Annotated in this window: 23 protein-coding genes; 9 read left to right on the top strand and 14 right to left on the bottom strand. The window is 43.5% G+C overall.

The genetic code is table 11. The features are described 5' to 3' along the window. Window positions 1–85: 85 nt before the first annotated feature. Both hda and cxpE read right to left on the bottom strand, forming a co-directional pair. Entirely contained in the window at window positions 86–790 is a 705-nt protein-coding gene (hda, locus tag ACTL4S_RS06175) for a DnaA regulatory inactivator Hda (protein ID WP_004645685.1), read from the bottom strand. A gap of 14 nt (window positions 791–804) precedes the next feature. After that, window positions 805–2025, bottom strand: coding sequence for a chloramphenicol efflux transporter CxpE (cxpE, locus tag ACTL4S_RS06170; RefSeq protein WP_374956211.1), 1221 nt, complete (start codon window positions 2023–2025; stop codon window positions 805–807). Between the two features lie 135 nt (window positions 2026–2160). Here cxpE and purM point away from each other — a divergent pair, with 135 nt between their 5' ends. Together purM and purN are read left to right on the top strand one after the other, a co-directional pair. Further along, window positions 2161–3231, top strand: coding sequence for a phosphoribosylformylglycinamidine cyclo-ligase (gene purM / locus ACTL4S_RS06165; RefSeq protein WP_441298946.1), 1071 nt, complete (start codon window positions 2161–2163; stop codon window positions 3229–3231). A 6-nt stretch (window positions 3232–3237) separates the two neighbouring features. Next, window positions 3238–3867, top strand: a complete 630-nt coding sequence (gene purN / locus ACTL4S_RS06160; RefSeq protein ID WP_441298945.1) for a phosphoribosylglycinamide formyltransferase — start codon at window positions 3238–3240, stop codon at window positions 3865–3867. A gap of 64 nt (window positions 3868–3931) precedes the next feature. Here the strand turns inward: purN and ACTL4S_RS06155 are convergent, their stop codons facing one another. After that, the gene (locus ACTL4S_RS06155; protein ID WP_336018509.1) at window positions 3932–4735 is read right to left on the bottom strand and encodes an alpha/beta fold hydrolase; all 804 of its coding nucleotides are present in this window, start codon (window positions 4733–4735) and stop codon (window positions 3932–3934) included. After that, window positions 4732–5754 (bottom strand): signal peptide peptidase SppA, encoded by a 1023-nt coding sequence (sppA, locus tag ACTL4S_RS06150; RefSeq protein WP_004731760.1) that lies wholly within the window; start codon window positions 5752–5754, stop codon window positions 4732–4734. Before sppA ends, ACTL4S_RS06155 begins: the two co-directional genes overlap by 4 nt. Before the next feature lie 125 nt (window positions 5755–5879). On the opposite strand from sppA, the gene ACTL4S_RS06145 reads away from it, so the two are divergent. Next, window positions 5880–6854: a lysophospholipid acyltransferase family protein gene (locus ACTL4S_RS06145; protein ID WP_004279136.1), complete on the top strand. Its 975-nt coding sequence runs from the start codon at window positions 5880–5882 to the stop codon at window positions 6852–6854. Here the strand turns inward: ACTL4S_RS06145 and ACTL4S_RS06140 are convergent. The 3 genes from ACTL4S_RS06140 to ACTL4S_RS06130 all read right to left on the bottom strand — a co-directional run bounded on the left by ACTL4S_RS06140 (window position 6843) and on the right by ACTL4S_RS06130 (window position 11303). After that, a complete protein-coding gene (locus tag ACTL4S_RS06140) occupies window positions 6843–9305 on the bottom strand; it encodes a DNA internalization-related competence protein ComEC/Rec2 (RefSeq protein ID WP_441298944.1) in 2463 nt (820 codons plus the stop codon). The genes ACTL4S_RS06145 and ACTL4S_RS06140 overlap by 12 nt on opposite strands. 86 nt (window positions 9306–9391) lie before the next feature. After that, on the bottom strand, window positions 9392–10075 hold the full coding sequence (gene lolD / locus ACTL4S_RS06135) for a lipoprotein-releasing ABC transporter ATP-binding protein LolD (RefSeq protein ID WP_441298943.1): 684 nt from the start codon (window positions 10073–10075) through the stop codon (window positions 9392–9394). After that, entirely contained in the window at window positions 10068–11303 is a 1236-nt protein-coding gene (locus ACTL4S_RS06130; protein WP_004645695.1) for a lipoprotein-releasing ABC transporter permease subunit, read from the bottom strand. The genes lolD and ACTL4S_RS06130 overlap by 8 nt, the downstream gene beginning before the upstream one ends. Window positions 11304–11329: 26 nt before the next feature. Here ACTL4S_RS06130 and ACTL4S_RS06125 point away from each other — a divergent pair, with 26 nt between their 5' ends. Beyond that, on the top strand, window positions 11330–11893 hold the full coding sequence (locus ACTL4S_RS06125; RefSeq protein ID WP_004279140.1) for a PilZ domain-containing protein: 564 nt from the start codon (window positions 11330–11332) through the stop codon (window positions 11891–11893). Window positions 11894–11902: 9 nt separating this feature from the next. On the opposite strand, the gene ACTL4S_RS06120 is transcribed toward ACTL4S_RS06125, so the two are convergent. Then, window positions 11903–12817 carry a DMT family transporter gene (locus ACTL4S_RS06120; RefSeq protein ID WP_441298942.1) on the bottom strand — a complete coding sequence of 305 codons (915 nt, stop codon included), beginning with the start codon at window positions 12815–12817 and terminating at the stop codon, window positions 11903–11905. A gap of 21 nt (window positions 12818–12838) precedes the next feature. Continuing rightward, window positions 12839–13324 carry a YaiI/YqxD family protein gene (locus ACTL4S_RS06115; RefSeq protein ID WP_247143483.1) on the bottom strand — a complete coding sequence of 162 codons (486 nt, stop codon included), beginning with the start codon at window positions 13322–13324 and terminating at the stop codon, window positions 12839–12841. Window positions 13325–13574: 250 nt separating this feature from the next. Here ACTL4S_RS06115 and ACTL4S_RS06110 point away from each other — a divergent pair, with 250 nt between their 5' ends. Then, window positions 13575–14507, top strand: a complete 933-nt coding sequence (locus ACTL4S_RS06110; protein ID WP_044108837.1) for a hypothetical protein — start codon at window positions 13575–13577, stop codon at window positions 14505–14507. A gap of 410 nt (window positions 14508–14917) precedes the next feature. On the opposite strand, the gene ACTL4S_RS06105 is transcribed toward ACTL4S_RS06110, so the two are convergent. Further along, on the bottom strand, window positions 14918–15049 hold the full coding sequence (locus ACTL4S_RS06105) for a hypothetical protein (RefSeq protein ID WP_005103875.1): 132 nt from the start codon (window positions 15047–15049) through the stop codon (window positions 14918–14920). A 39-nt stretch (window positions 15050–15088) separates the two neighbouring features. Continuing rightward, entirely contained in the window at window positions 15089–16168 is a 1080-nt protein-coding gene (gene serC / locus ACTL4S_RS06100) for a 3-phosphoserine/phosphohydroxythreonine transaminase (RefSeq protein ID WP_148334291.1), read from the bottom strand. A 360-nt stretch (window positions 16169–16528) separates the two neighbouring features. Here serC and ACTL4S_RS06095 point away from each other — a divergent pair, with 360 nt between their 5' ends. The 4 genes from ACTL4S_RS06095 to ACTL4S_RS06080 are packed head-to-tail and all read left to right on the top strand — an operon-like array spanning window position 16529 to window position 21358. After that, a complete protein-coding gene (locus tag ACTL4S_RS06095; RefSeq protein ID WP_441298941.1) occupies window positions 16529–17989 on the top strand; it encodes a TolC family protein in 1461 nt (486 codons plus the stop codon). Between the two features lie 11 nt (window positions 17990–18000). Beyond that, complete coding sequence (locus ACTL4S_RS06090; RefSeq protein ID WP_441298940.1) at window positions 18001–19131, top strand: HlyD family secretion protein; 1131 nt, start codon at window positions 18001–18003, stop codon at window positions 19129–19131. After that, window positions 19131–20261, top strand: a complete 1131-nt coding sequence (locus tag ACTL4S_RS06085; protein WP_441298939.1) for an ABC transporter permease — start codon at window positions 19131–19133, stop codon at window positions 20259–20261. The genes ACTL4S_RS06090 and ACTL4S_RS06085 overlap by 1 nt, the downstream gene beginning before the upstream one ends. Then, window positions 20258–21358, top strand: coding sequence for an ABC transporter permease (locus tag ACTL4S_RS06080; RefSeq protein WP_441298938.1), 1101 nt, complete (start codon window positions 20258–20260; stop codon window positions 21356–21358). Before ACTL4S_RS06085 ends, ACTL4S_RS06080 begins: the two co-directional genes overlap by 4 nt. A 27-nt stretch (window positions 21359–21385) precedes the next feature. On the opposite strand, the gene ACTL4S_RS06075 is transcribed toward ACTL4S_RS06080, so the two are convergent. The 3 genes from ACTL4S_RS06075 to ACTL4S_RS06065 all read right to left on the bottom strand — a co-directional run bounded on the left by ACTL4S_RS06075 (window position 21386) and on the right by ACTL4S_RS06065 (window position 25841). Beyond that, window positions 21386–21811: an outer membrane protein assembly factor BamD gene (locus tag ACTL4S_RS06075; RefSeq protein WP_409652320.1), complete on the bottom strand. Its 426-nt coding sequence runs from the start codon at window positions 21809–21811 to the stop codon at window positions 21386–21388. A 68-nt stretch (window positions 21812–21879) separates the two neighbouring features. Further along, a complete protein-coding gene (gene gyrA, locus ACTL4S_RS06070; RefSeq protein WP_441298937.1) occupies window positions 21880–24861 on the bottom strand; it encodes a DNA gyrase subunit A in 2982 nt (993 codons plus the stop codon). Window positions 24862–25181: 320 nt separating this feature from the next. Continuing rightward, entirely contained in the window at window positions 25182–25841 is a 660-nt protein-coding gene (locus tag ACTL4S_RS06065) for a hypothetical protein (protein WP_441298936.1), read from the bottom strand. Between the last annotated feature and the right edge of the window lie 115 nt (window positions 25842–25956).

The following is a 25956-nucleotide window of genomic DNA, read 5'->3' as shown; positions in this document are numbered from 1 at the left end:
TCTAAAGTTGCAGAATCCTTGCAACAGCGAATTATTTTGCCTTACTGTGTCATAGACTGAGTAATTACTCAAGAATTTTTATATTTTACCGATATTCGTCAATCAAGGCATATATCTGCCGCAGATTAGCATTGCTGACTTTCAATTTTTCCCCTTTAAGCAATTGAATAATCTGCTCTAATCTTTGAAGCAGCACTGAAGTTTGATGTGGCCCATGGCTTAGTAAATAGTCAAAGATTTGAGGGTCTAAATGGATCCCACGACGATCGAGTACCGAGGAAACCAGCGCATAGCGATCAGCATACAAACTGCCACTCGGAACACGGGTACTGACCGCCTGCGTGAGACGGGATTGTAAATCTGGCAATTCGAGTTTGAGTTCGATAGGTGCAAAACGTGACGAAAACACCAACTGCCCACCACCTTCATTATTATAATTAATCAAGTGAAATACTGCGCGTTGCCAATGGGGTACGCCACTAATCGCTTCGATATCATCAAGTGCTACCAGATCAAAACGATCTAGAGAAGTAATCGCCTCAGTCGGTGCATCTAAAAGCTCAAGCAAAGATACCTGAATTGCAGATTTACCTACTTCCAGATAAGAGTCACAGATGGCAGACAACAAATGACTTTTACCTGTACCGGCTCCCCCATAGACATAAAATTGGTTGATCAGGCCTGCATGTAATTGACGGACAGCATCAATGACATGCCCCCAACCCGGCCCTGAAAAATCACTGATTCGGGCATCGAGCTGAGGTTCTATATCTAACTGCAATTGACGCATACGATTTTTTGGCCTTATGAGTCTTTACGATGTGGATCGTGAATTTTACTTGAGTTCTCCTCTGCTTGCAGCGGTTTTTTCTGTGGCTTTTTCATTTCAATATCAACATCCAAGTCTGCTGTTTCAATATTGATTGAACCGGTAGATGCATCTTGCATGACAACTGCCCGATCGCCATAAAATGGCGTATGTTCATAATACTCACGGATATGCCGCAGTAGTACTACAATCACGGCAGCCACCGGCAAGGCAATCAGCATGCCTAGAAATCCGGCCAGTTGTGCACCCGCCAGAACTGCAAACACTACCGCTACAGGAGAAAGACCGATTTTATCACCTAGCAAGAACGGTTGCAGAATATAACCTTCGACTGCCTGCCCCACCATAAAGACAATCCCGACCAATACCAGTTGCCACCAGTCGATTCCAAATTGGAAAAAGGTTGCAATGACTGCGGCAATAATTCCAACCGCAAAACCAAGATACGGAATGATACTGCACAATCCGGCAATCATCCCGATGATCAAGCCAATCTCTAGGCCAATCAGTTGCAGTCCCACTGCATAGACTACGCCTAGCAGAACCATGACCAGGAACTGACCTTTGACAAAGGCACCTAAAACACTATGACATTCACTCACAATAGTTAAGGTTGTTTTTTCATAAGGACGGGGAATCAGGCGGCGTAAGCTGTCCAGCATACGATCCCAATCCAGCAAGAAATAAAAGGCAATAATCGGAATCAGGACAATCGTGCCACCAATCTGGATAAAATTCAGACCAGATTGTGCCAGTTTCAGCAGCATTGCCTGAATACTGTCAGCACTATAATTGGTCTGGACATAGTCCATCACCACGGAGGAAATCTGATCGGTATCAATCTCCATCGGGACCAGATTAAAGCTATCGGAAAGCCAAGGTAGGAACGTGTAATTGATCCAGTGAATCCCGGCCGGAATGCTATCACGCGCATACATCAGCTGCTGCCAGACTAGTGGCACCAGATACCACATCACCAATGTAACCACGATCCCAATCCCGATAAATACGATACTGATCGAGAGCCATCGAGCCAGCCCAATGCGGTGCAAAACATTAACCAAGGGGCTAAATAAATAAGCAATTAGAAAAGCTGCAACAAAAGGAACTACAACTGGTTTAAGCAGATATAAAACCCAAAGTATCAATGCTATACCAGCAAGTATAAGAATGCGCCGTAAAGTACGATCGACCATAGAATCTTGCCTTTTCTCTATTAATCATTCTAAAAATTAAAATATTTTAATAAAGATAGCATTTTAGGCCACAAATACCATAAGAGTTTTACATATTCAGGTTATAATCGCACCCGCGAATGCGGAGACTTCATTATGAGCAACTCAACTTCTACCCCAAACACTGGTTTAAGCTACAAAGATGCAGGTGTCGACATTGAGGCGGGCGACGCGTTAGTCGATCGTATCAAATCTGTCGCTAAGCGTACCTCACGTCCCGAAGTTATGGGCGGTCTAGGTGGCTTTGGTGCACTTTGTAAAATTCCTAAAGGTTATGAAGAACCTGTTCTCGTATCTGGCACAGATGGTGTTGGTACAAAATTACGTCTGGCACTGAATTTGAACCGTCATGACACAATTGGTCAAGACCTGGTTGCAATGTGCGTGAATGACCTTCTTGTCTGTGGTGCTGAGCCACTGTTCTTCCTTGATTATTATGCAACTGGTCACTTAAATGTTGATGTTGCTGCAAATGTAGTCACTGGTATTGGCGCTGGTTGTGAACTTGCTGGCTGTGCATTAGTTGGCGGTGAAACTGCTGAAATGCCAGGCATGTATGAAGGCGAAGATTACGATCTTGCAGGTTTCTGTGTCGGTGTTGTTGAGCAAAGCAAAATTATTGATGGCTCTAAAGTCAAAGCGGGTGACGTTTTAATTGGTGTAGCTTCTTCAGGTGCGCACTCAAACGGCTACTCACTGCTTCGTAAAATCCTGGACGTGAAAAACGTTGACCTGAATCAAATCGTCGATGGCCGCCCACTTGCAGATGTTGCAATGGAACCAACACGCATTTATGTAAAACCAATTCTTGAACTGTTAAAACACGTTGATGTCCATGCGATGGCACACATCACCGGTGGTGGTTTACCAGGTAACTTGCCTCGCGTACTTCCAAACGGTGCTCAAGCGCTTGTGAATGAATCTTCTTGGGAATGGCCTGAGCTATTCAAACTTCTACAACGCGAAGGCGGCGTAGAACAGTTTGAAATGTATCGTACTTTCAACTGTGGCGTTGGTATGGTGCTGGTCGTTGATGCAGCTGATGCAGACAAAACTGTTGAATTACTCAACCAGCTTGGCGAAAAAGCATGGGCGATGGGTCAGATTCAAGACCATGCTGAATCGGTTGCAGGTGCAGACGAAAAAATTCGTGTGATCTTCGCATAATTTCGTATGATTAAAATTGCTGTACTTGTTTCAGGTAGCGGATCAAATCTGCAAGCCTTGATTGATGCCAATCTTTCAGGGCAAATTGTGGGCGTGATTTCCAACAAACCTGAAGCCTTTGCTTTAACGCGTGCACAACACGCAGGCATTCAGACTGTAGTTATTGGACACAAGCAATATCCAAGTCGTGAAGCTTTTGATGATGTGATGCATCAACAGCTTTTGGACTGGGATGTAGATCTGGTGGTGCTTGCCGGCTTTATGCGAATTTTAAGTGAAAAATTTGTGAAAGCCTGGGAAGGGAAAATGTTGAACATTCATCCTTCCCTATTGCCTCATTATAAAGGCATGCATACGCATCAGCGTGTACTCAATACCGGTGATGTTCTGCATGGCTGTACAGTGCATTATGTTACGGCTGAGCTGGATGCAGGGCAAGCGCTTGCTCAAGGTGTTCTCAAGGTTTCTCACCACGATACGGTAGAAAGCTTGGCAACACGTGTGCATACCCTCGAACATGTGATCTATCCACAAGTTGTAGAATGGATTTGTAGCGGAACGATTCAACATACTGAAGATGGTGTGCTGTATCGAAATGAGAAAATGCAAGCGCCTGTTCAATTCTGCAAGTTTTAAAAAAGTTTAGAAATAAAAAACGCATCCTCGGATGCGTTTTTTTATTTCCAATACATTCGATGACTCAGGCAGACTGTTGCTGAATCAATTGCTTTACCAAGCTCGCGACTTGATCAGGTTGTTCCAATGGGAACATATGCCCGCCATCGACTACGGTAAAAGGAATACCAAACTTCTTTTGCACTTGCTGCGGGAACTTGCGGGCCAGAAATGGACCTTTCTCGGCAACGACCAAATGCACAGGAATTTTTGGTTTTGCCTGAGGCAACCACCATAGCGATGGATTGGTTCTAAAGACTGCCACCTCATCCATTTTAGGAATAGTGAGTTCTACCCCGCCTCGGATGGGATCCTCTTGCAAGGCATAATCAATATAAGCTTGGAAGCAATCTGCATCAAAATCCTGATAAAAACCTTTAGGGCGCAGCAATTCAGCGGCTTGTTCACGTGAATCCCAATGGTCACGACGGCGTTTGGACAGACCGGCTGGAGACATTTTATCCAAAGCTTTTAAGCGCAAAGTCTTGGCAATATGCAAGGCAAAGGCTTCTTTGCCCATAATCATCGGCGGGTCCAGCATGATCATTTGTGAAAATAGTTCCGGACGCTGCAAAGCCGCTTGCAGAGTTAACACGGACCCCAAAGAATGCCCCAGACCAATGACAGGTCGCCCATGTGACTGGCGCACAATACTGTCAATCACTTGCTGGGTCAGGCTTTTCCAGTGGTTATCAACCGGATAACGTTTATCCGGCCCCAAAAGCGGCACATAGATAATATCGTAATCATCTTGCAATCCATCAAACAGCTTTTGATAGACTTTGGATGGCACGCCATTGGCGTGCGCGAAATGAATCAATGGTTTCATTGCAGTGTTGTACTATTTTCTGACTGAAGCTTCTGTGCAACCGAAGAAGCAATTCCATCCCCAATCGATGAACCCATACGACCCAAGACTGATTCAAATGGACTATATTCAATGGTGTAATTCAACGCTTTTTCAGTTTTCAGTTCACGTTTTAAAGTATTTAAACTACCGATACGATCCGCAATACCTAGTTTTACAGCCTGATCACCGGTCCAGAACAAGCCAGAGAAAATGGCAGGATCATTGGATTTCAATTTATTGCCACGTCCCTGTTTCACTGCATTAATAAAGTGACCATGCACATTATCTAGCACACCCTGTACATGAGCTTTTTGCGCAGGATCAACAGGCTGAGTCATCGACAGCAAAGCTTTATTTTCGCCTGAGGTCATGGTGCGATCTTCGACACCTAATTTTTGCAACAGATTAGTCACGCCATAATTCGGCATGATCACCCCAATTGAACCGACCAGACTCGATGGATTAACAATAATTTCGTCCGCAGCTGAAGCAATATAATAAGCACCTGAAGCACCGGTATCACCGATCACGGCATACAATTTTTTCCCAGAATGCTGTTTTTTCAGATACTGAATTTCCTGCCAGATTTCATCGGACTGTACCGGTGAACCGCCAGGTGAGTTGATATTCAGCACCACTGCTTTACTTTGTTTATTTTCAAAGGCTTTTTTCAATGATTTGATGGTATTGCTACTGTTGACGCTCTGCTTGTCGGCTGCAATCGTACCCACAATATCCACGACTGCGATATGCGAACCCGCAGCAGCGCTAGCATCTGAAGAAACTGAACTACAGCTTTTGCCTAATGCCAAAATGACAACAAGCAGATAAGCAAAAGTCAGAAATTTAAAGAAAATTCCCCAACGGCGTGCACGGCGCTGTTCTTCTACCGAAGCTAAAACTGCTTTTTCAAGCAATTTCCATTCCGGACCAGTCGGTTGAACTGGCTGTTGCGTATTTTGTATTTGATTTTCAGGTTTTGGTGGCCAATCGGACATAAATAATCCAATAAATTGATTTATATTGAATCCATTATATACACTGAATCGGGTAATTCTGTCTAAACAAAACGTTTTCGCCTATAATAAATTTTGTTCTCTTTTTTTGTACTTAGACGAAATCAATGACGAAACAGGGCTCACGGAATTCAGCTTACGGATTACTCAAATACATTAGCCGCCAACCGCTTCCGGTTTCTCGCTGGATGGCCCGTATTCTGGCCTTTATTGTGAACAGTTTTAAAGTCACTAAAACTTCGGAAGTCATTCGTCTCAACCTTGAAATCAGTCTTTCAGAACTGTCTAATCAGGAACGTGAACAGATTAACCGTGCTGCGGTTCGCAATGAATTAATGTCATATTTCGAGTTCTTTACTATTTGGGGCTCAAGCAATCAGAAAAATCTTAAACGCGTTCATCGCGTTATTGGCGAAGATCTACTTCATGATGCCATTGCACAAAATAAAGGCCTCGTGTTAATCGTGCCGCATTTTGGTACCTGGGAAATTATGAATGCCTATATTGCCCAGTTCACCTCAATGACCATTATGTACAAACCTGTGAAAAATCAGGCTGCAGATCAATTTGTACGGGCCGCCCGTAGTCGTGAACAGGCGCATCTGGTGCCGACCGATGAATCTGGCGTCCGTCAGATTTTTAAGGCCTTAAAACAAGGTGGCACTACGGTCATCCTTCCGGATCATACCCCGAATATCGGTGGTGAATATATTCCCTATTTCGGCGTGCCTTTGGCCACCAGTAATTTAAGTGCCAAGCTGATTCAAAAGACCAAAGCGCGTGCCCTGTTTTTATATGCTCTACGTAATACTGAAGATGGATTCGATATTTTTATCGAAGCAGTTGATGAAAAAATTTATAATGGCAATGCCAATCAAGGCACACAAGTCATTATCAATAGTATTGAAAATTTAATTCGTCGCCATCCGGAACATTATCATTGGAGTTATAAACGCTTTAATGCGCATCAAGACTTGGGAAATCTCTACAAACTTGAGCATGAACAAGCTTTGGGCAAAGTAAATGCATTAAGAACTCAAGAACTACATAAAGTTTCGCCCATATTGGAATCAGTCACTTAAGGGCTGACGATACAACCACTGCCATTCATGTCGTTCGGCAGAAAGCACCAGTTTTGAGCCTTGTTGCTGGAAGTGCACACTCCCCTGTTCTGCTGTGGTCAATAAGGGAATATTAAGTGCTTTCAACCGTTGCTGGGTCAGTTGGCTCGGGTGGCCATAACGGTTAAATTTCCCAGCCGAGGCAATCGCCAGTTTAGGCTGCAAAACCTGTAAAAATTGATAGGCTGAACTGTGCTGACTGCCATGATGCCCGAGTATCAGCACATCGACCTGAAGTTCGGGATAGTCTTGGAGCAGCTGATATTCAGTTTCCCAACCCGCATCCCCCATCAGTAAAAAGTTTTGATACGGTCCGGCATTTTTGATTTGCAGATATACCACACAAGAGCGGTCATTTTTATTGAAGTTTGGCGTATTTAGCTGCTGCTGCCGAGGTGCCAGAATTTTAAAGTTAATCTCTTCAGACCATTGCCATTGCTGTCCTGCATAACAAAACTGAAAGATTGAAGAAGTAGCGGTTTCAGGCATCTGATTGGATGACACTTGCTTGATGTTTAATTGATCTTTAATGCTGAAATAAGCACCGCTATGATCCTGATCCAGATGGGTCAAAATCAGTTGATCCAGTTCCCCAACACCTTGCACAGATAGAAACGGCCTAATCACTTGTCGACCAATACTGAATTTTTCTTCATTATAATAACCACCCATGTCGATCATCATGCTCTTTTGCCCTTCCCGAATGAAGATGGCCTGTCCCTGCCCGACATCCAGAACAGACAGCTGAAATGCATGCTGATTAAGTTGAGGAATGCACAGTGGTACACAGGCAAGTGCTGTCCAGCTTTTGGGCACTAAGCCACGCGGCAAAAAGACAATTAATAAGCCCAAAATACATAGAGCAATCATCCAGACATTCATGGCCACAGGAATCAGTTGCGGTGCAAACAGCCGATCAAGCAGATCTAGAAATGCCAGCAGTATATGAATAAAAATATCATTGAGCTGAAACAGCAGACTCGACAATGGCTCAGAAACAAAAAACAGTAAAGCCGCCAGAATATCTACTGGAACTATCAGCAGCCCAATCCACGGGATAGCCACCAGGTTGCTTAGCGGGGTAATCCAAGCCACCTGCTTAAAAAACAACATCATTAAGGGAAACAGGGCCAGAAAGATTTTCCACTGCGACTCCATCAAAACTTTTATTGCAAAATACAGTCGTTGTAATGCTGTTTGTACTGTTTGATGCGGTTGCTGCTGAATGGTTTGATAGATCCGAAGCAAGACAAAACAGGCCCCATAAGACAGCCAGAATGCGGCCGACAAAATGCTAAAAGGATCAAAGAGCAACAATAAGGCAGCACTTAAAATCAGCAGTTTTAATGGCTGCATACTTTGCCTGAGCAGCAGCGTAAAAGTCACAATCACACAAATCAGTAAAGTGCGTAACGCCGGAATTTCAAAACCGACAAAGGCACAATACAGCAATACACATAACAAAAAAGGCAGACTCAAAAAATACTGCCTTGGCCATTTCAGATAAATCTGCGGTACGTACCTTGAAATCAGATATTGCAAGGTGCCACAGACGATAAAAGCAAAGATCAGCACATGCGGTCCGGAAATCGCCAGTAAATGACTCATGCCAAAACGCTGGAATTGCTGTTCCGTCGCTTGATCCAAGAGACTTTCATCACCACTTAATAGAGCCAGTAACAAGCCTTTCTGCTGTACTGGTTGTGTGGCCACAAACTCTCTTAAGGTCAGTCGCTGCTGTTCTACCCAAAGCAAAAATCGCTGATTCAAATTTTTCTGCTGACGTAGATATTTAGCATGACCTAGTGCATAGAGTTGTTGCGGTTGCAACTCTTGGATATGTTTAATCCTAAACCCGGCCATAACATTTTGCTGTAATGCCCACTTTTCTGCATCAAAGGCACCTGGTGTGGCATAACTATGGCTAGGCCGAATCTGGCCTTGTAATAAATAATAGTGTCCCAGTTCAAGAGTCTGCTGTTTGGTTTCATCATTTACCAAACTGGATGTGGTAGGATCTGAAACTGGCAGAAAACCCATCCACTTAACTGTATTGCCATCAGGATTAAGCACATGCAAGGCTTGCTGGATATTCTGATCGCCCAGTTTATTCAGCTCTTTGATATACACCACGATTTCTTTTTCAGAGACCTCGTGCTCTCGCTTGGATAAACGTTCAGCCAGTTGCAGATTGGCATAAGCGTGACCTAAAAACAGCCCTAAAAGTAGGCTTGACCCAGTGATCAACAGGCTTCTCAGCGGTGTATTCAAGATGAACTTTAATTTATGGCAACACAGATACCACAACAGCGCAACGATCAAAACTGCCGTCCCGCTCAGTTGAACAGTCAGGAAACTTTTCCCCATACAGGCAAGGCCTAAAATCCAGCCAATACATAGCCACTGCAACATTGAATCTTATTCTGTCTTGTTATTATTTTGTCCAATAATAAAGCCCACCGGAGTGAGCTTCAATCAAATGCGAATATTCTCGTTATTTATGGTTCGATCCAGAGACCATCCTGCATGTGTAAAATTCGGTCTGCAGCATGGGCCAGTTGTTCATCATGGGTCACAATCAGCATCGCCATATTGAACTCACGTTGTAATTCGGTCAGCAGTTCAAAAATCTTTGCTGCAGTCTTACGATCCAGATTTCCGGTCGGTTCATCGGCCATCATCAGTTTAGGTTTACCGACCACTGCACGCGCCAAAGCTACACGCTGACGCTCACCTCCGGATAATTCACCCGGCTTGTGAGTCAGACGATGGGAAAGACCAACACGCTCCAGCAAATACTCAGCCTGCTGTTTGGCTTCCTTGAATTTCATGTTGTCGCGTAACATCAGTGGCATGGCCACATTTTCCAGTGCCGTAAATTCTGGCAACAGGTGATGAAACTGATAAACAAAGCCCAAATGCTCATTCCGCACATAACCGCGTTCTGCTTCAGACAAGGTATCAAAACGGCGGCCATTCACCATGACCTGACCTGACGTCGGGCGATCCAATCCACCCAAAACATGCAATAAGGTACTTTTGCCTGAACCACTTGAACCTACAATCGAAACAAAGTCACCTGCTTTCACCTGTAGCGACAAGCCGCGAATCACATCGACAGTGGCTTTACCATCGGTAAAGGACTTGTGAATATTCTGGGCATCTAAAATCAGATTACTCATAACGCAAAGCCTCTGCCGGTTGAATTTTTGCTGCACGTAAGGCGGGGTAAATCGTCGCGACAAAACTAAGGGCCAGTGACAAGCCTACAATCACCAAAACATCTTGCCAGCGCAGATACGAAGGTAAGTAGTTAATAAAATAGGCATCAAACATATTCAGTCCTAAAGTATTGTTGAGCCAACCAATAAAGCTACTAATACTGGTTGCCGCAATAATTCCGAGGATGGCCCCTGCACAAGTTCCAATCACCCCAATCACGGTACCTTGCACCATAAAGATTTTGGTAATGGTCGCAGGTGAAGCGCCCAAAGTCCGTAAAATGGCAATATCCGATTTCTTGTCAGTTACTACCATTACCAAAGAGGAGACAATATTAAACGCTGCGACCAAGACAATCAGGAACAGTAGCAAGCTCACCATTGCCTTTTCCATCTGAATGGCACTAAACAGATTACCATGGGTATAGGTCCAGTCCGAAGCATAGAAATTCCCCGGCAAATCACGCACGATTTCCTGAGATACTTGTGGCGCCAGGAAAATATCATCTAGCTTCATACGAACACCCTGTGCACCATCCGGCAGACGCAGCAAGGTTGAGGCATCATTTAAAGCGATATAACCCATCATCGAGTCAACTTCAGCACCAATACTGAAGATTCCCACCACTTTAAAACGCTTGAAACGCGGGACGACACCGGCGGGTGATGGGGTGGCTTCTGGCAAAACCAGAGTAATATTGTCATTTAAACCCACACCCATGGCATCGGTCATTTGCTTGCCCAAAACAATACCAAATTCACCTTTTTTCAGGCTGTCGATACTGCCCTCAACCATATGGTTTTGTATAATTGAAACTTTTTTCTCATACTCGGGTTCAATCCCGCTGACCATAATGCCGGCGACCTGACCCTGTGCGGTCAGCATGCCTTGTAATTGAGTAAAAGGTGCGACTCCCTGAACATGCTCATGCCCTTCAATTTGCTTTGCAAGTTCTGGCCAATTTGTTAAAATTTGTGTTGAGGAAACAGTCGCTTGAGGTATCATTCCTAAGACACGATTCTTTAACTCTCGGTCAAAACCATTCATCACAGACAACACTGTAATGAGGACTGCCACACCGAGTGTGAGGCCGATCATTGAGACCAACGCGATAAAAGAAATGAAGTGGTTACTACGCCGTGCGCGAGTATATTTCAACCCTATATACAGCGAGATTGGTTTGAACATAACCATCTAGTCCGAGGTAATAAATTATGGAAAATGTACAGCATCCAAACGGATTTACGGAAAGACGCGTCATGTCTCGAATCGATGCTGCCTTACGAATTAATTATCAGATTATTTCCGATGATGTTGCCTTGAATGATCCTTACGATCCTAACTTCGTCTTGCCCCGCTATTTTCTACTACTTGCAGAACTAGATCAATTTGATCATGCGGTTAACTACGAATTAGAACAATTATCTGAAAAAGATCAACAAATTGCTCGAATCTTATCCTTATTTAATCAAAAGTTAAACCTTATTACCGGTTCTTTGTATGACGCAATTGTACAAAGCATGTTACCTGTACCAGAGCAAGTGAACTTTTCAGAAACCGGTTTTAGTTTCTTTAATGAGCGCCCTATCGCTGAAGGCACCTATCTGCACGTGACTTTGAGTCATCCGGAAAATTTCTTCCATATTGCAGCAACCGCTCAGGTGGCCTACAGTCGCGAAGAAGAAAATGGCAAATATCGGACTGGTGCATATTTTATTACCATGCATCCCCAAGACCGTGTCAAACTGGGTGAATGCGTCAAGGCTCACTTTGTTTAAATTACTGCTTTAGTCAGTGCTGCTGGACGATGAAAGGCGAGCGTTATAGCTCGCTTTAATTTCTCTGGAAAAATATAACAACAAACCAGCCAGTAAGATAACGACGCCAAAGACTGCTCCACCCGATAATTTTTCATCATTCAGAATCACCCCGACAAATAAGGCCAGCATCGGCGTCAATACGGTGGTCAATGACAAAGTGGTCGCCTTGATTTTCTGCACCAGTTTAAAATAACAGAACATCGCAATCAGGGAAGCCATGATTACAGCATAACTGAGTCCAATCAGCGATTTTGCCTGTGGGATCTGGGTTGGTGCAAATTGCCAGATAAATGGCAACATGGTACAGGCCATGACCGCTGAAACAGCAATAGAACCGGCCGCTTGTGCCATAGGTTCGAGAGGTGCATTAACTTTTTTCACCCAGAACATCGAAACACAGTAAATAAAAACACTGAGCAACATCAGGCCTATGCCAATCGGCTGAATATGCTGATCTTTGCCACCGACACAGATAATGCCCAGACCCAGCAAGGCAATCGCCATACCACCCCACTGCGAAGGATAGAGCTTAAGCTGAAATACAAAACGGCCAATTAAACCGGTAATAATCGGCGCCAGTCCGAACATCAGTGCAATAATGCCTGAACTCAGATAATCCGTGGCCAGATAAGTGAAAATCTGTGAGCCGATAAAACTGCATGCGCCAGCCAGGTAACTGTGCATGGATAATTTATCTAAGGGAAAACGGGTTTTAAATAGCCACAACAAGACAAATGCAAAAGGCAAAGCCAAAAAGAAACGCAATGCCAAAGCCCAGAGCGGATGCAAATCCGTCACACTCCAGACAATAGCTAGCGGTGTCGTCGCCCAGATAAAAACCAATAAAAGATAGGTGGCAATCATATTGGTTTGTGTGGGCATGCGAGTCACTCTGAATAAGGCTTAAAGCGCGGAAGTTTTACGTTTTTGTTTTTGGATGGTCTGATCGAGTGCGCTGGAAAATTCGCGTTTATCCCGTTCTGAAATCGGTGGCGGACCGCCCGTTTGCACGCCCGCTCCGCGTAAGCTGTCCATAAAATCGCGCAGATGTAAGCGCGCTTTGACATTGGCCGTAGTATAAATTTCACCACGGGGATGAATCGCAATTCCGCCTTTTTCAATCACTTCCGCAGCCAAGGGAATATCTTGGGTCATGACAATATCATGCTCTTTCATGCGCAGAATAATTTCTTTATCTGCAGCATCTGCTCCGCTCATCACCTGAATTGAATTAATTCTGACCGAAGGTGTGATTCCGACTGGTTGGTTGGCAACAAAAGTCACTTCCAGCTGATAGCGATCCGAAGCACGAATAATCACATCTCGCAGCATACGAGGCAATGCATCGGCATCGACCCAAAGTTTGAATGGCAACACAAGGCTTCCCATTAAGGTATAAATCATGGTTATTCTAGCAAATTGAGACGATCAGGTTGATGATTAAATCGCTCCATTTTCATAGTATCTGTCATCAGTATTTTAAAAAGTATGTGCTCGGTAAAACTGGCGTGATTCACGTGAGAAAAAAAATTGACTTCATTTGACTGGCATTTTAATTTTAAAATTCATTCGATTGACTTGAAAAATCGCAATGACCCTCGATTAACTATAAATACATCATCCAAGATCAATTGTGCATATGAAAAATCAGAATAGCCCAGAGATCATCACCATTGATGATCAAAATTTCGGTAGTCATGTCGAACACTGGACCTTGCTCACCGACAACCCTGGCACAGATGTACCACAGTGGTTAGGCAAAGCTCTTGATGAACCAATCATGCCGATGGGCCTTTGTACACAAGAATGTGATATGGATGCAGAGACTTGGCTGATTCAGGGACCGAGTAAAGCTGCGGTACAGTTGAGTCAGGTGATTGCCGTCGAAAACAACAAACCTCAAGCGGTAAAAACTGCATTTCCGTGCTTTGACAGTCCTTATCAGGTGAAAGCCACGATTGACCGGATTATTAGCTGTAAATCCAATACTCAGGCTGTATTGCGCCTGAATCTGGGTGCTAACAATATTATTTACGCTTTCGATAGCCTGTATAGCGTCAATCACTCACATTATGAAAAAGACCAGTCCTATGTGGTGAATCTGAATGGCTGGGCCTATGAACTTGAAGCGGTTGCAGATCATGAGCATCTGGTGGTTGATGATCCGGCTTCGATCAAGCACCACCGTGCCTTGAATGATATTCTGGCTGCCAATAATGGGGTAGCCCCGGATAATTTGCAGGAACAGATTGATACCTGGCAGCCGCAGTCCGAAGAAGATAAAGAACCTGTAACCGTAGATTTTTCTAAAATGGTGGCTTATCTATACGGCGAAACCATGGGTCAGGAAGATGAAGCCTGGTTTCAGGGCAATATTGTCGGTAAAACCACCATGCAATTTATGGATCAGGACTACACCCTGTATGATGTCACCCTGATTCATGATGAAGGCCAGCCTGCGACCTTGATCCGGATTGCAACGCGGAATGACCAGTTCAAAAACTTCCAGATTGGTCAGTATATTCGTGGCAACTTGTGGATTCAGGCCAATATTTATAGAAAAGCGGCCTAAGTTCAAACATATACAGAAGATATTCATTTTGATGGGTATCTTCTTTTAATCCATCTATATCCTTATTTGTCATTTTAATTTTTGATTATTTTTTATACATATTTTCTGGCTTAATAATCTATTTAAAGTCATTAAAAACCAAGTTATCCACATTTTTAAATTCAAATGAATTCATTTTAAATATTTAAAATAACCTTAAAAACCTTGTAAAAATAAGCATTTGATTTCTCATATAAATAATCTGATGTCGTGCAAATCTGATATTTAAATAAAATGAAAATTTATGCTCTTTAATTAAAAATGTACTTTATTTAATCAATTTTTTATGATAAAAATACTCACAACAAATTAGTATTAACGATAAATAGATCGGACAATAAATATCTATGAAAATCGTGCAAGAAGAAACATTACAACAGGTCGAGCATCATCTTAGCTCCCGCTATAATATTGATATGATGTCCTGCCTTTTTTTCATGTTGGGGATGCTGATCTGCGGATTCATCCTGCATACTTTTATTTTCTAAAATTATTGTATTCATAAAAAACCCAGCCTGTGCTGGGTTTTTTCGTTTCAGGAATTAACCATTGCGTTTGGCAAAGTCATCCATAAAGTTCACCAATGCCTGCACGCCTTCTAAAGGCACAGCATTATAAATACTTGCGCGCATACCACCCACTGAACGGTGACCGGCAAGATTCAATAAATGTTGTGTTTCGGCTTCTTTCAGGAACTGTTTCTCAAGATCAGCATTGGCCAAGGTAAATGGTACGTTCATGATCGAACGATTTGCTTTTGCAATCGGATTCGCATAGAAATCGCTTTGATCGATATAACCATAAAGCAGGTTAGCTTTTTCAAGGTTCACTTTGTGCATGGCATCTACACCGCCATTTTCCAGCAACCATTCAAACACCAGACCAGATAAATACCATGCATAAGTTGATGGTGTATTGACCATTGAACCGTTTTTCGCTTGATCTGAATATTTCAAGATGCTTGGAATTTCAGGTTTAGCTTGATCGAGTAAATCTTCGCGAATGATCACCAGCGTTAAGCCAGCAGGCCCGATATTCTTTTGCGCGCCCGCATAGATCAAACCAAATTTAGAGACGTCTAAGGGTGCAGATAAAATGCTAGATGAATAATCGCACACTAATGGCTTATCTGTTTCAGGAATTGAAGCAAATTGCAGACCGCCAATGGTTTCATTATCGGCATAATGCACATAAGCTGCATCAGCAGACAGGTTCCATTCGCTTTGTGCACTGATCGCATATTTACCATCAATTTGGATACCTGCTTTTACAACATTGATATCGCCATAACGTTGCGCTTCTTTCAAAGCTTTTTCAGACCAGATGCCGGTATCGATATAGTCTGCTTTGTTGTTTTTGCCAAGCAAGTTCAATGGAATTGCCGAGAACTGTAGTGATGCCCCACCCTGCAAGAACAATACTTTGTAGTTCTCAGGAATATTCATGAGTTTGCGCAGGTCTGCTTCCGCTTTTTCAGCCATGGCAACATAGTCGGAACTACGGTGGCTCATTTCCATGATCGAAAGACCTTTGCCATGCCAGTCAAGCATTTCAGCTTGAGCTTTTTCAAGTACGGCAGTCGGTAATGCAGCAGGACCAGCACAGAAGTTGTACGCGCGCATGATTTTTCCTTTCAGAGTGAAACACAATAAAATGATGGCATTTAACCATATCTGGCAGGGTCTTGCACAAAATTATTTCAATCTATGAGTCAAGATAGAGTCAAAAAATCAATGTAGATTCACAAGATAAATTGACCAGTATTTTAGCCTGCTGTTTTTATCATCTTTGAACTAACAATTGAAAATATTCAAGATTAAGCCATTTTTTAATTTTAGATATTCCATCAAAAATAGCCGATAAGTATTTGAAATACAGATGTAAAAGAAACAATACTATAACTTTACACTAGTTCTATCTACGAACCTTTGATTTATACTAGCCGGATAACATTACCGGCTTTAAATCAGTTTAGCGACTTTATGAACTTAAAGAAAAATAAAAGACAGCTTGTCTGGAGTTTAAATCTGCTTGCATCGATGATGTATGGCAGCTTTGCTCATGCACAGAGCATCAGCTTTCAGGACGCTGAACGTCAGTTGTTGCAAAATTCTTATAGCAGCCAAGCCTATCAAAGTCTGGAACAGGCCTCAAAACTTGAAGCTGAAGCAGTGAAAGGTATAGGTCTGCCACGAGTCGACCTGAATGTTCGTGCGTATGCCTTTCATAATGAACTCGATCTGCCTTTGGGTGCATTAAAAAATAATTTAGAGCAATCCTTAACGGATGGTGTAAATAATAGAATTGATGAACTGAACTTAGGTGATCTGGCTGACCCGCTAAAAAATAGTCTAAGACAACCTATTCAAAATGGGGTGGGCTTAATTCCTGATAGTGCGAATGTCGTGCTGGATGATCAGGTGATTCGCCCAACGGTTTCAGTTATGATGCCGCTTTATACCGGTGGACTGACAAGCAGCGCCAAAGAAATCGCCAATATTCAGGTCGGTCGTAGTCAGCTCAGCAACAAACAGCAGCAAGACACGCAGCGTTTTGAACTGATTCAAAGTTATTTTAATGTGCAGCTTCAAAAGCAACTGCATGCAGCAGCACTATTTAACCTGAATGCCATGCAGCAGCATTATCGCAATGCCTTAAAGATGGAACAGCAAGGTTTTATCAGTAAAGGCCACCGCATGCAGTTTGAAGTGGCACGCAATAATGCCGAGCGCAGTCAGCAAAATACGCAGGCCAATTTGAATGCTGCCCTGTTCCAGCTGAATAATCTGCTTCAGGAAAGTAGCATCACCGAACTTTCGACGCCTTTATTTGTCAATAAAACCGAGCCACAGGCCTTAAATCATCTGCTGAAAACCTTTAGTCAGAACTCTGCGCTGATTCAAAAAATGCAGCTGGATACTCAATTAGCTCAAGCCAATGTCAAAGCCCAGCAAGCAGCGAAAAAACCGAATGTTTTTGCTTTTGGTGAATATAGTCTGGATCAAAATGAAAACTGGATTGTCGGGGTTGCCGCACGCTATAACCTGTTTTCCGGGATCGATAAAAACAAAAATATTCAGGCTGCCGAACTCAAACGCTCTGCCACAGAACTGCTCACTGCACGCACCCAGCAGGAAATTGAAAATCTGATTTATAAATCTTATAGCGAAGCACTCAGTGCACAGCAAAGTGATGCGCTTCTGGCACAAAACTTGAAAGCCGCACAGGAAAATTTACGCATCCAAGAATTGTCCTTTAAAGAAGATATGGGCACCGCCATACAGGTCATCGATGCACAAAATATGCTGAGCGGACTACGAGCCGAAACTGCCTTGAATGCTTACAAATATGTGATGTCACTGGCCACCCTATTACAAAGCCATGGCTCGATTGCAGAATTTCCGAACTACATCCAACATACCAACACTCACTATATTCGCTAATGGAGCCGAACATGAACGAAGATCAAAAACCCAATGATCCTGTGAATGAAGCGGCTTCATCCAGCGATACAGAAAAATCGCCTGCGCAACAGGTAGAAACAAAAACTGAAATAGAAAATAACGCGACGACTTCGACCGAGCATGAACAAGCTCCTGAAATCGCTAAAAAGAAAAAATATTTATTGCTTGCCCTGATTCCAATTCTACTGGCAGTCATCGCTTTTGGATTATGGAAAAGCTACCAACCTGCTCCGCTGGAATTGCAGGGTCGTGTAGAAGCTGAAACGGTTCAGGTAGCGACCAAAGTGCCAAGCCGTATTGAAGAAATTTATGTAGAAGAAGGTCAGCAGGTCAAAAAAGGTGATGTACTGGTACGCTTAAACAGCCCGGAGATTCAAGCAAAAAAACAGCAAGCCGTAGCGGCTTTACAATCTGCATTGGCTTTACAATCGACTGCTGAACGTGGCTCGCAGGAAGAAAATATCGCTAGCCTGTATGCCAACTGGCAATCGCTGAAAGCACAGCAAAATTTAGCCAAAGTTTCTTATGAGCGTGGTGCAAATTTATTTAAGGAAGGTGTGATTTCACGCCAGCGCCGTGATGAATTGTATGCAGCCAGTCAATCAGCGGCGCAAATGACAGAGGCGGCGTATCAGCAATATGCACGTGCCAAACGTGGCAGCACTTCGCAGCAAAAGAGTTCTGCCGATGCACAGGTAGATATTGCCCAGGCTGCGCTGGATGAAGCCAATGCTTTAGAAGCAGAAACTCAATTAGTTGCACCTGTAAACGGAACGGTGTCTAAAACCTATGGCAAAGTCTCGGAGTTGGTAGCCACCGCAGTCCCTGTGGTCAGCCTCATTGAAGACAAGATGTGGGTGAGCCTGAATATTCGTGAAGACCAATATGCCCCATTTCAGAAAATGAGCAGTATTGCAGGTTATATTCCCGCCCTAGATAAAACCGCCACTTTTCAAATTAGACAGATCAGTGCTGAAGGCGAATTTGCCACCATTAAGACCACACGCCAAACCGGCGGTTATGATGTGCGCAGTTTTAAGCTGCATCTTGTGCCCGCACCAGCGATTCCTGAACTGAAAGTTGGGATGAGCGTGTTATTTAAACTGAAAGAGGCCCGATAATGTGGACGGGTATATGGCGCGAACTGCGCTATCTGCTCCGCGAAAAATGGGATCTGTGTCTGGTCACGCTCGCACCTGCACTGGTGATTATTTTATTCAGCAGCATGTTTGCTCAAGGGAAACCGGATCATTTACCGATTGCGATTATTGATCAAGACCAGAGTGCGCTGAGTCAAAGCATTTATCAACATGTGGCGCTGAATCATACTCTTAAAATTGCTACGGTGTCGGAACAAACAGCTGAAATTGAGCGCCTGTTAAATCAAAATAAAATTTGGGGTTATATCCATATTCCAAGCGGTGCCGAGCAACGTCTGGTTCGTGCCCAGGATGCTGACATCAGTATTGCCTTTAACCAGAGTTATTTCAGTATCGGAAATACCATCTCCTCTGCCATGCTGGTCAGTACCCTACAAGCACTGGCTGAATTTGGCGGACAGCAATATCTGGGCAACCGGCTGCCCTCTCTCGAAGCACCGTCACCGCATATCAAAATATCGCCGCTGTATAATCCGCAGCTGAATTATGAATTCTATCTGGAACCCTATGTCATCCCGGCAATTCTGCATTTACTGCTGTGTTGTTGTGTGGCATTTTCCGTCGGTCAGGAACTGAAGCGACAGACCTTAATAAGCTGGATTAGCAACTCATCCATCTGGATGGCATTACTGTCTAAGAACCTGGTCTATGTGGCTATTTTTAGTGTGTGGACTTGGGCCTGGATGTTCTGGCTGATTGAAATTCGCGGCTGGTTTGTTGCCGGCTCGCTCGCTCTGATTCTATCGGCACAATTTCTGCTATATAGCGCTTATGCATTTTTAAGCAGTGCAGTGGTTCTGGCAACCAAAGATTTAAGTAAATCTTTTGGCATCATTGCGGTCTATGGTGGTTCATCTTTAAGTTTTGCCGGTGTGACTTTACCTTTAAATAATGCGCCCCTATTCACCCAGTTTTGGTCCAATATTATTCCGTTCACGCCCTATGCCAAATTACAAACTGAACAATGGGTGATTGGTAGTCCATTGCATATTTCACTGCAAGCTGGATTAATGCTGCTGATCTATGCCCTAGTCTACGCTCTGCTGGCTTATCTGTTTCTTAAAAAAATCGCCAAAGGAGCAGTCCAATGAAATCCCTTTGGTTTTACTATCTACAAAGCTTTAAAGATATCGTCAGTCACGGCACGATCTTTACCACGCTAATTCTATCCGTCTTGTTTTACAGCTTTTTTTATCCAACCGCTTATCAGGCACAGCAGGCTGAAGCCTTACCGATTATTATTGTCGATGAAGAACAAAGTAGCTTAAGTACCCGCATTATTGGTCAGGTGGCACAAAGCCCCAATGTCGAAATTCAGGCGATTACCGGCAATTTCGCCGAAGCCAAACAATGGGTTGAATCTCAAAAAGCTGACGGCATTTTACTGCTGCCGGACAATTTATCGCAAAGCTTAAGGCATGGTGAAACAGGTGGCATTGGACTGTATTTAAGTACAGCCAACTTTTTAGTGACCAAACAAATTGGTCTGGGCTTAGCCACATCGGTTGAGCAAACTTTAGCAGACTATACTGAACGCTTTGGTGAGGTCTCGGATTTTTCACCTGCCCTTTCTGTACATCAAATTCCTTTATTTAATCCGCTATCCGGCTATGGCAGCTATGTCTTTCCTGCGGTTGCACCTTTAATTATCCACCAAACCATTCTTTTAGGTTTGAGTATGCTGATTTTGGTATATCGGGAAAGAAAAGTAGAATTAAACGCAAATGCGTTCATTGGTATGTGTTTAGCGGTCTTCACCATTGGCTGTCTGGGATGTTTCTATTTATTCGGCTTTAGCTTCTGGCTATTTGATTATCCGCGCGGTGGCAACCTGCTTGGAATGCTACTGGCTGTTGCGGTTTTTATCTACACGATAATTGGCATGACCTGTCTATTTGCCAGTTTTCTGGATCTGCCAGAACGTGCGGGTCATGTCATTGTATTCACTTCCATTCCGCTGTTCTTTTTATCTGGTGCGGCCTGGCCGCATGCTGCCATGCCCATCTGGATGCAAGTCGTTGGCGAAATCCTGCCCTCTACCCAAATTGTGCAGATGTTTATTCAACTCAATCAGATGGGTGTACCTACCGCACTAGTCTTGCCTAAATTGCTTTATCTTGGAATGATCGGCAGCTTGTGCTTTTTCCTGGCTTATCGACGTTTAATTTCTAGTCATCAAAGCAGATAGAGCATTATAGCAATGCGCCTATTCCACTTATTTATTTGACTCGCCAAAGACCTGAATATTGAAATTACGAATCTTGTTGCTGCCATTCGGCTTGTCAAAACTCACATCATACTGAACCAGATTCTCCGGATAGGCAATTTCATAGCTGACCTTATATTGCCCAGGCTGATTAGTTGCTTCTTCAATCTCTTTGGTCATTAAAGTCTTAGACTTGTATTCACCTTGAGGAATTGAACGTGAAAAGCGTTTCATCAGCTTTTCATTATCCTTAAACTGGGTTTGCAACTGCGGTTCTAACTGATCCAGAAATTCCTCATATTTCCCGTCACGCAAATCCTCATAAGCCAGCTGTGCCGTCTTTTCCTGTTCAGGACTCGGATTCGGAATATTGTCCATTGAATTACAGCCAGTCAATGCAACCGCTGCTACCAACAACATTAATTTGGTTTTCATCGCTTACCCTTATGCAGTCAAGGTTTATAAAAAAGGACGCCGAAGCGCCCTTTTTATCAGTAAAAAACTTATTCTTCTACTGAATTTTCACCATCTTTTGCAACTTGCTCAGTTTCAGCTGCTACATCTGTTTCTGCTACTAAAGATTCTGCACCTTCAATCGCTTCAACAAACTCATCTTCTTCAACCGCTTCGATTGAAACGACACCAACCAGCAATTCCTCATTACCTAGGCGGATCAGACGAACACCCTGTGCGTTACGACCGGTTTGCGCCACTTCAGATGCACGGGTACGAACCAGCGTACCGCCATCAGAGATTAGCATCAGTTCTTTAGAAGCATCGATGGCAACAGCGCCCACCAATTGACCGTTACGTTCAGAGGTCTTGATCGCAATCACGCCCTTACCGCCACGTTTCTTGGTCGGGAAATCATCTACTGGAGTACGTTTACCATAACCGTTTTCAGATGCACACAGTACTTCGCCAGTTTCAGGTACAACAACCAGTGATACGATTCGGCTAATCAATGCTGAATCTGAACCATCTTCGTCATCAGACTCGATCTCAGTTTCGTCATTTTCTTCTAGCTGTGCAGCTGCACCAATGGTCACGCGCATACCACGTACACCTTTGGCAGAACGGCCCATTGAACGTACATCCGTCTCAGCGAAGCGAATGGCTTTACCTTCGTTCGAGAACAACATGATTTGCTGTTCGCCATCAGTAATCGCCACACCAATGAGGGTATCGTCACCATTCAACTCAATCGCACGTAAACCGTTTGAACGAACATTCGAGAACTGTTCAAGCTCTACACGTTTAATCGTACCGTATTCAGTCGCCATAAACACATAGAAGTTTTTACGTACCGCTTCAGCCTGCTGAGCAAAGCCATTGATGATGTCATCATCAAGATCTGTTGCAGAAAGCTCCAAGCCCAACTGTTTCAATTGAATACGCAATGCATCAGAAATATCATCCGCACCATCTTCAGATTCTGTCAGCGCTGCTTCAAGCTCAGCAAAATGAGCATTGATCACTTCATTGGCTTGCAACTGCGCTGCATTGGCTTTTACAAATGCCTTGAAGTCAGCCAGACGTTCTTTGAATTTCTTCGGCGCATCGATCACCGGCAAGATCGCAGTAATGGTCTCATTTTCATCCAGTGGCAGCAAGTTCACCATTGGGCGACCTTTGGCACCACGTGATGCTTGTGGTACTTCATACACTTTTAGACGATAGACCTTACCAACATTGGTAAAGCAAAGTACCGTCGCATGACTTGACGTCACAATCAGATGTTGAATGTAATCATCTTCTTTCATGCTGGTCGCAGACTTACCACGGCCACCACGACGCTGTGCAGCGTAGTCAGACAATGGTTGAGTTTTCGCATAACCTGATTTCGATACCGTCAGCACCATTTGCTCTTCAGGAATCAGATCTTCACGAGAGAAATCGATACGTGACTCGACAATCGACGTTTTACGTGCATCGCCATACTGCTGAAGAATTAATGCCAGCTCTTCACGAATGACATTCATCAACAGATTAAAGTCATTCAAAATTGCAGTCAGTTCAGCAATTTGTGACAGGATTTCACTATATTCAGCATGTAACTTGTCTTGTTCCAGACCAGTTAAACGATGCAAGCGAAGTTCCATAATTGCATTCACCTGGGTTGGTGACAAACGATAAATCTCGCCATCCAAACCAAATGGGCGACTTGGGTCTTCACCTTCAATCTCATCCGGACGCACAGAAACTGAACCGGCTTTTTCCAACAAGGCCAAAACACCGCCACCTGCCCACTCACCTGCCTGCAAACGCTCACGCGCTTCAGCCGGATTTGCAGAACTCTTGATGGTTTCGATGATGGCATCAATATTTGCCAGAGCAACGGTTAAACCTTCCAAGATATGACCACGTTCACGCGCTTTGCGTAATTCGAACATGGTACGACGCGTGACTACTTCCTGACGGTGACGGATAAACGCGGCAATGATGTCTTTCAGGTTCATCAATTTTGGTTGGCCATTGTCCAGGCAAACCATATTGATGCTGAAAGAGTTTTCAAGTTGCGTGTTCTGGAACAGGTTGTTCACGATCACTTCAGCGTTTTCACCGCGCTTCAGGTCAATCGCGATACGCATACCGTCTTTGTCAGACTCGTCACGAAGCTCTGAAATGCCTTCCAGTTTTTTCTCTTTGACCAGTTCAGCAATACGCTCAATGGTTTTTGCTTTATTGACCTGATATGGAATTTCAGTGAAGACAATCGTGGTACGGCCATTTTTCGGATCTTCTTCGAAATGGTACTTACCACGAATATGCAAACGGCCCTTACCGGTACGATATGCATCGACGATGCCTGATTTACCGTAAATGATACCGCCTGTCGGGAAATCCGGACCAGAAATATGTTCCATCAATCCTTCAATGCTGATTTGAGGATCATTGGCATAGGCCAGACACGCATTCACAACTTCAGTCATGTTATGCGGCGCCATATTGGTCGCCATACCGACTGCAATACCAGTGACACCATTAATCAACAAGTTCGGAACACGGGTTGGCATGACTTGAGGAATACGCTCAGAGCCATCGTAGTTGTCTTCCCACTCGACGGTATCTTTTTCAAGATCCGCTAACAGTTCGTGGGTCAGTTTACGCATACGCACTTCGGTATAACGCATGGCTGCTGCGCTATCGCCATCGACCGAACCGAAGTTACCTTGACCATCAACCAATTGGTAACGCAAGCTGAAATCTTGCGCCATACGTACAATGGTTTCGTATACGGCAGAATCACCATGCGGGTGATATTTACCGATGACGTCACCGACTACACGTGCAGACTTTTTATAAGCTTTGTTATAGTCATTGCCTAATTCGTGCATTGCGAAAAGCACACGACGATGAACAGGTTTTAAACCATCTCGTACATCGGGCAATGCACGTGACACAATCACGCTCATCGCATAATCGAGATATGAGCTTTTAAGTTCATCCTCAATGGCAATCGGTCTAATTTCCGATACGCTCATGCATACTCCTTATTCTACAAGCCAATTTTGGCTTGTATTTATATGTCGTAAAACTAGCAAAATCATTAACTCAAACGACTGAGTTAAAAACTAAAATACAGCCCTAAATTATAGCATAAACACTTGTATTTTTGTGTCGAAATATTCAGCTTAACCTTGTTAATTATCTTCATTTTAGTGATCATTTTCTTGTTATTTCAAAACCGAAAATCAGCGCATCCAGACAGGATTTTTCAATACCCAAAATTTTGAGAAATACAGGAGTACAAAAACAAAATGCGCCAATCAACTGGCGCATCTTCATCGTTTTTTCTATATTTTTATTGTGCCTGGTTCAGTACTTTACGATAGCTCAGCACGGCCACAATCAATAAAACTGGCAATAACATTTCTACCCCTTCCTCAATGGTCATAATCATGATTTGAGTATGTGGCACCAACTGGATGCCGAATTCTTCTTTCAGGGTTGAAGTCGTGCGATCGAGCACTTTGCTCAGTCCGCCACAGGCAATGGTGAGAAAGATAAAAAAATGTGCAATATTCAAAGAATTCTTCATGCTTCGTATGGTTTGAACCAGCTTTTTCGCCAGTACCAGAAAGACAAAAATAATGCCGAGCAATAAAATAAATCCGAGCAGCTTATCCATGAGCGGAATTTCAGCACTGCGATAGATATTAGTTTTGATAAAACTCATTTCAAACACCTGCTTATGGAAATCCATTTCCCGTAATCCTAACAATGTCGCTGCTATAGCCGTAAACACTCGGGTATTAGGTTTGATTTCAACATTAAGCAAACACAGCACTGCCAGCAAGTACCATAACCATGGACTCATGACTTCAAAAGCGCCTGATTCACTAAATAAATACTGAGTTACCGAAGCTGGTGCATTCAGGGCAGTATGAATACAAATACCCAGATAAAGCGCAATCAGCAAAAAACTAATAAACAGGATATGGGCGGCTTTGGAAAAGGACATGATTAAAAACAGGAGAAAAAGCAAACCGGGATTTTATCACTTTTCATGCAAATGAAATACTCTAGTTTCGACTGTAGAGTATTTTTAAAATTTTTGCATAAAAAAAACGCCCTTG

Origin of the sequence: Acinetobacter lwoffii, from assembly GCF_052078135.1 — a bacterium.
In the GTDB taxonomy this organism is placed as follows: domain Bacteria; phylum Pseudomonadota; class Gammaproteobacteria; order Pseudomonadales; family Moraxellaceae; genus Acinetobacter; species Acinetobacter lwoffii_Z.
Note: the sequence above shows the minus strand (reverse complement) of the source record. Positions and strands in the feature narration are given on the sequence as shown.

Bases quoted from the DNA above. Each gene is read 5' to 3' on its own strand.
- hda (WP_004645685.1), bottom strand. From the start codon at position 790: ATGCGTCAATTGCAGTTAGATATAGAACCTCAGCTCGATGCCCGAATC.
- cxpE (WP_374956211.1), bottom strand. From the start codon at position 2,025: ATGGTCGATCGTACTTTACGGCGCATTCTTATACTTGCTGGTATAGCA.
- purM (WP_441298946.1), top strand. From the start codon at position 2,161: ATGAGCAACTCAACTTCTACCCCAAACACTGGTTTAAGCTACAAAGAT.
- purN (WP_441298945.1), top strand. From the start codon at position 3,238: ATGATTAAAATTGCTGTACTTGTTTCAGGTAGCGGATCAAATCTGCAA.
- ACTL4S_RS06155 (WP_336018509.1), bottom strand. From the start codon at position 4,735: ATGAAACCATTGATTCATTTCGCGCACGCCAATGGCGTGCCATCCAAA.
- sppA (WP_004731760.1), bottom strand. From the start codon at position 5,754: ATGTCCGATTGGCCACCAAAACCTGAAAATCAAATACAAAATACGCAA.
- ACTL4S_RS06145 (WP_004279136.1), top strand. From the start codon at position 5,880: ATGACGAAACAGGGCTCACGGAATTCAGCTTACGGATTACTCAAATAC.
- ACTL4S_RS06140 (WP_441298944.1), bottom strand. From the start codon at position 9,305: ATGTTGCAGTGGCTATGTATTGGCTGGATTTTAGGCCTTGCCTGTATG.
- lolD (WP_441298943.1), bottom strand. From the start codon at position 10,075: ATGAGTAATCTGATTTTAGATGCCCAGAATATTCACAAGTCCTTTACC.
- ACTL4S_RS06130 (WP_004645695.1), bottom strand. From the start codon at position 11,303: ATGTTCAAACCAATCTCGCTGTATATAGGGTTGAAATATACTCGCGCA.
- ACTL4S_RS06125 (WP_004279140.1), top strand. From the start codon at position 11,330: ATGGAAAATGTACAGCATCCAAACGGATTTACGGAAAGACGCGTCATG.
- ACTL4S_RS06120 (WP_441298942.1), bottom strand. From the start codon at position 12,817: ATGCCCACACAAACCAATATGATTGCCACCTATCTTTTATTGGTTTTT.
- ACTL4S_RS06115 (WP_247143483.1), bottom strand. From the start codon at position 13,324: ATGGGAAGCCTTGTGTTGCCATTCAAACTTTGGGTCGATGCCGATGCA.
- ACTL4S_RS06110 (WP_044108837.1), top strand. From the start codon at position 13,575: ATGAAAAATCAGAATAGCCCAGAGATCATCACCATTGATGATCAAAAT.
- ACTL4S_RS06105 (WP_005103875.1), bottom strand. From the start codon at position 15,049: ATGAATACAATAATTTTAGAAAATAAAAGTATGCAGGATGAATCCGCA.
- serC (WP_148334291.1), bottom strand. From the start codon at position 16,168: ATGCGCGCGTACAACTTCTGTGCTGGTCCTGCTGCATTACCGACTGCC.
- ACTL4S_RS06095 (WP_441298941.1), top strand. From the start codon at position 16,529: ATGAACTTAAAGAAAAATAAAAGACAGCTTGTCTGGAGTTTAAATCTG.
- ACTL4S_RS06090 (WP_441298940.1), top strand. From the start codon at position 18,001: ATGAACGAAGATCAAAAACCCAATGATCCTGTGAATGAAGCGGCTTCA.
- ACTL4S_RS06085 (WP_441298939.1), top strand. From the start codon at position 19,131: ATGTGGACGGGTATATGGCGCGAACTGCGCTATCTGCTCCGCGAAAAA.
- ACTL4S_RS06080 (WP_441298938.1), top strand. From the start codon at position 20,258: ATGAAATCCCTTTGGTTTTACTATCTACAAAGCTTTAAAGATATCGTC.
- ACTL4S_RS06075 (WP_409652320.1), bottom strand. From the start codon at position 21,811: ATGAAAACCAAATTAATGTTGTTGGTAGCAGCGGTTGCATTGACTGGC.
- gyrA (WP_441298937.1), bottom strand. From the start codon at position 24,861: ATGAGCGTATCGGAAATTAGACCGATTGCCATTGAGGATGAACTTAAA.
- ACTL4S_RS06065 (WP_441298936.1), bottom strand. From the start codon at position 25,841: ATGTCCTTTTCCAAAGCCGCCCATATCCTGTTTATTAGTTTTTTGCTG.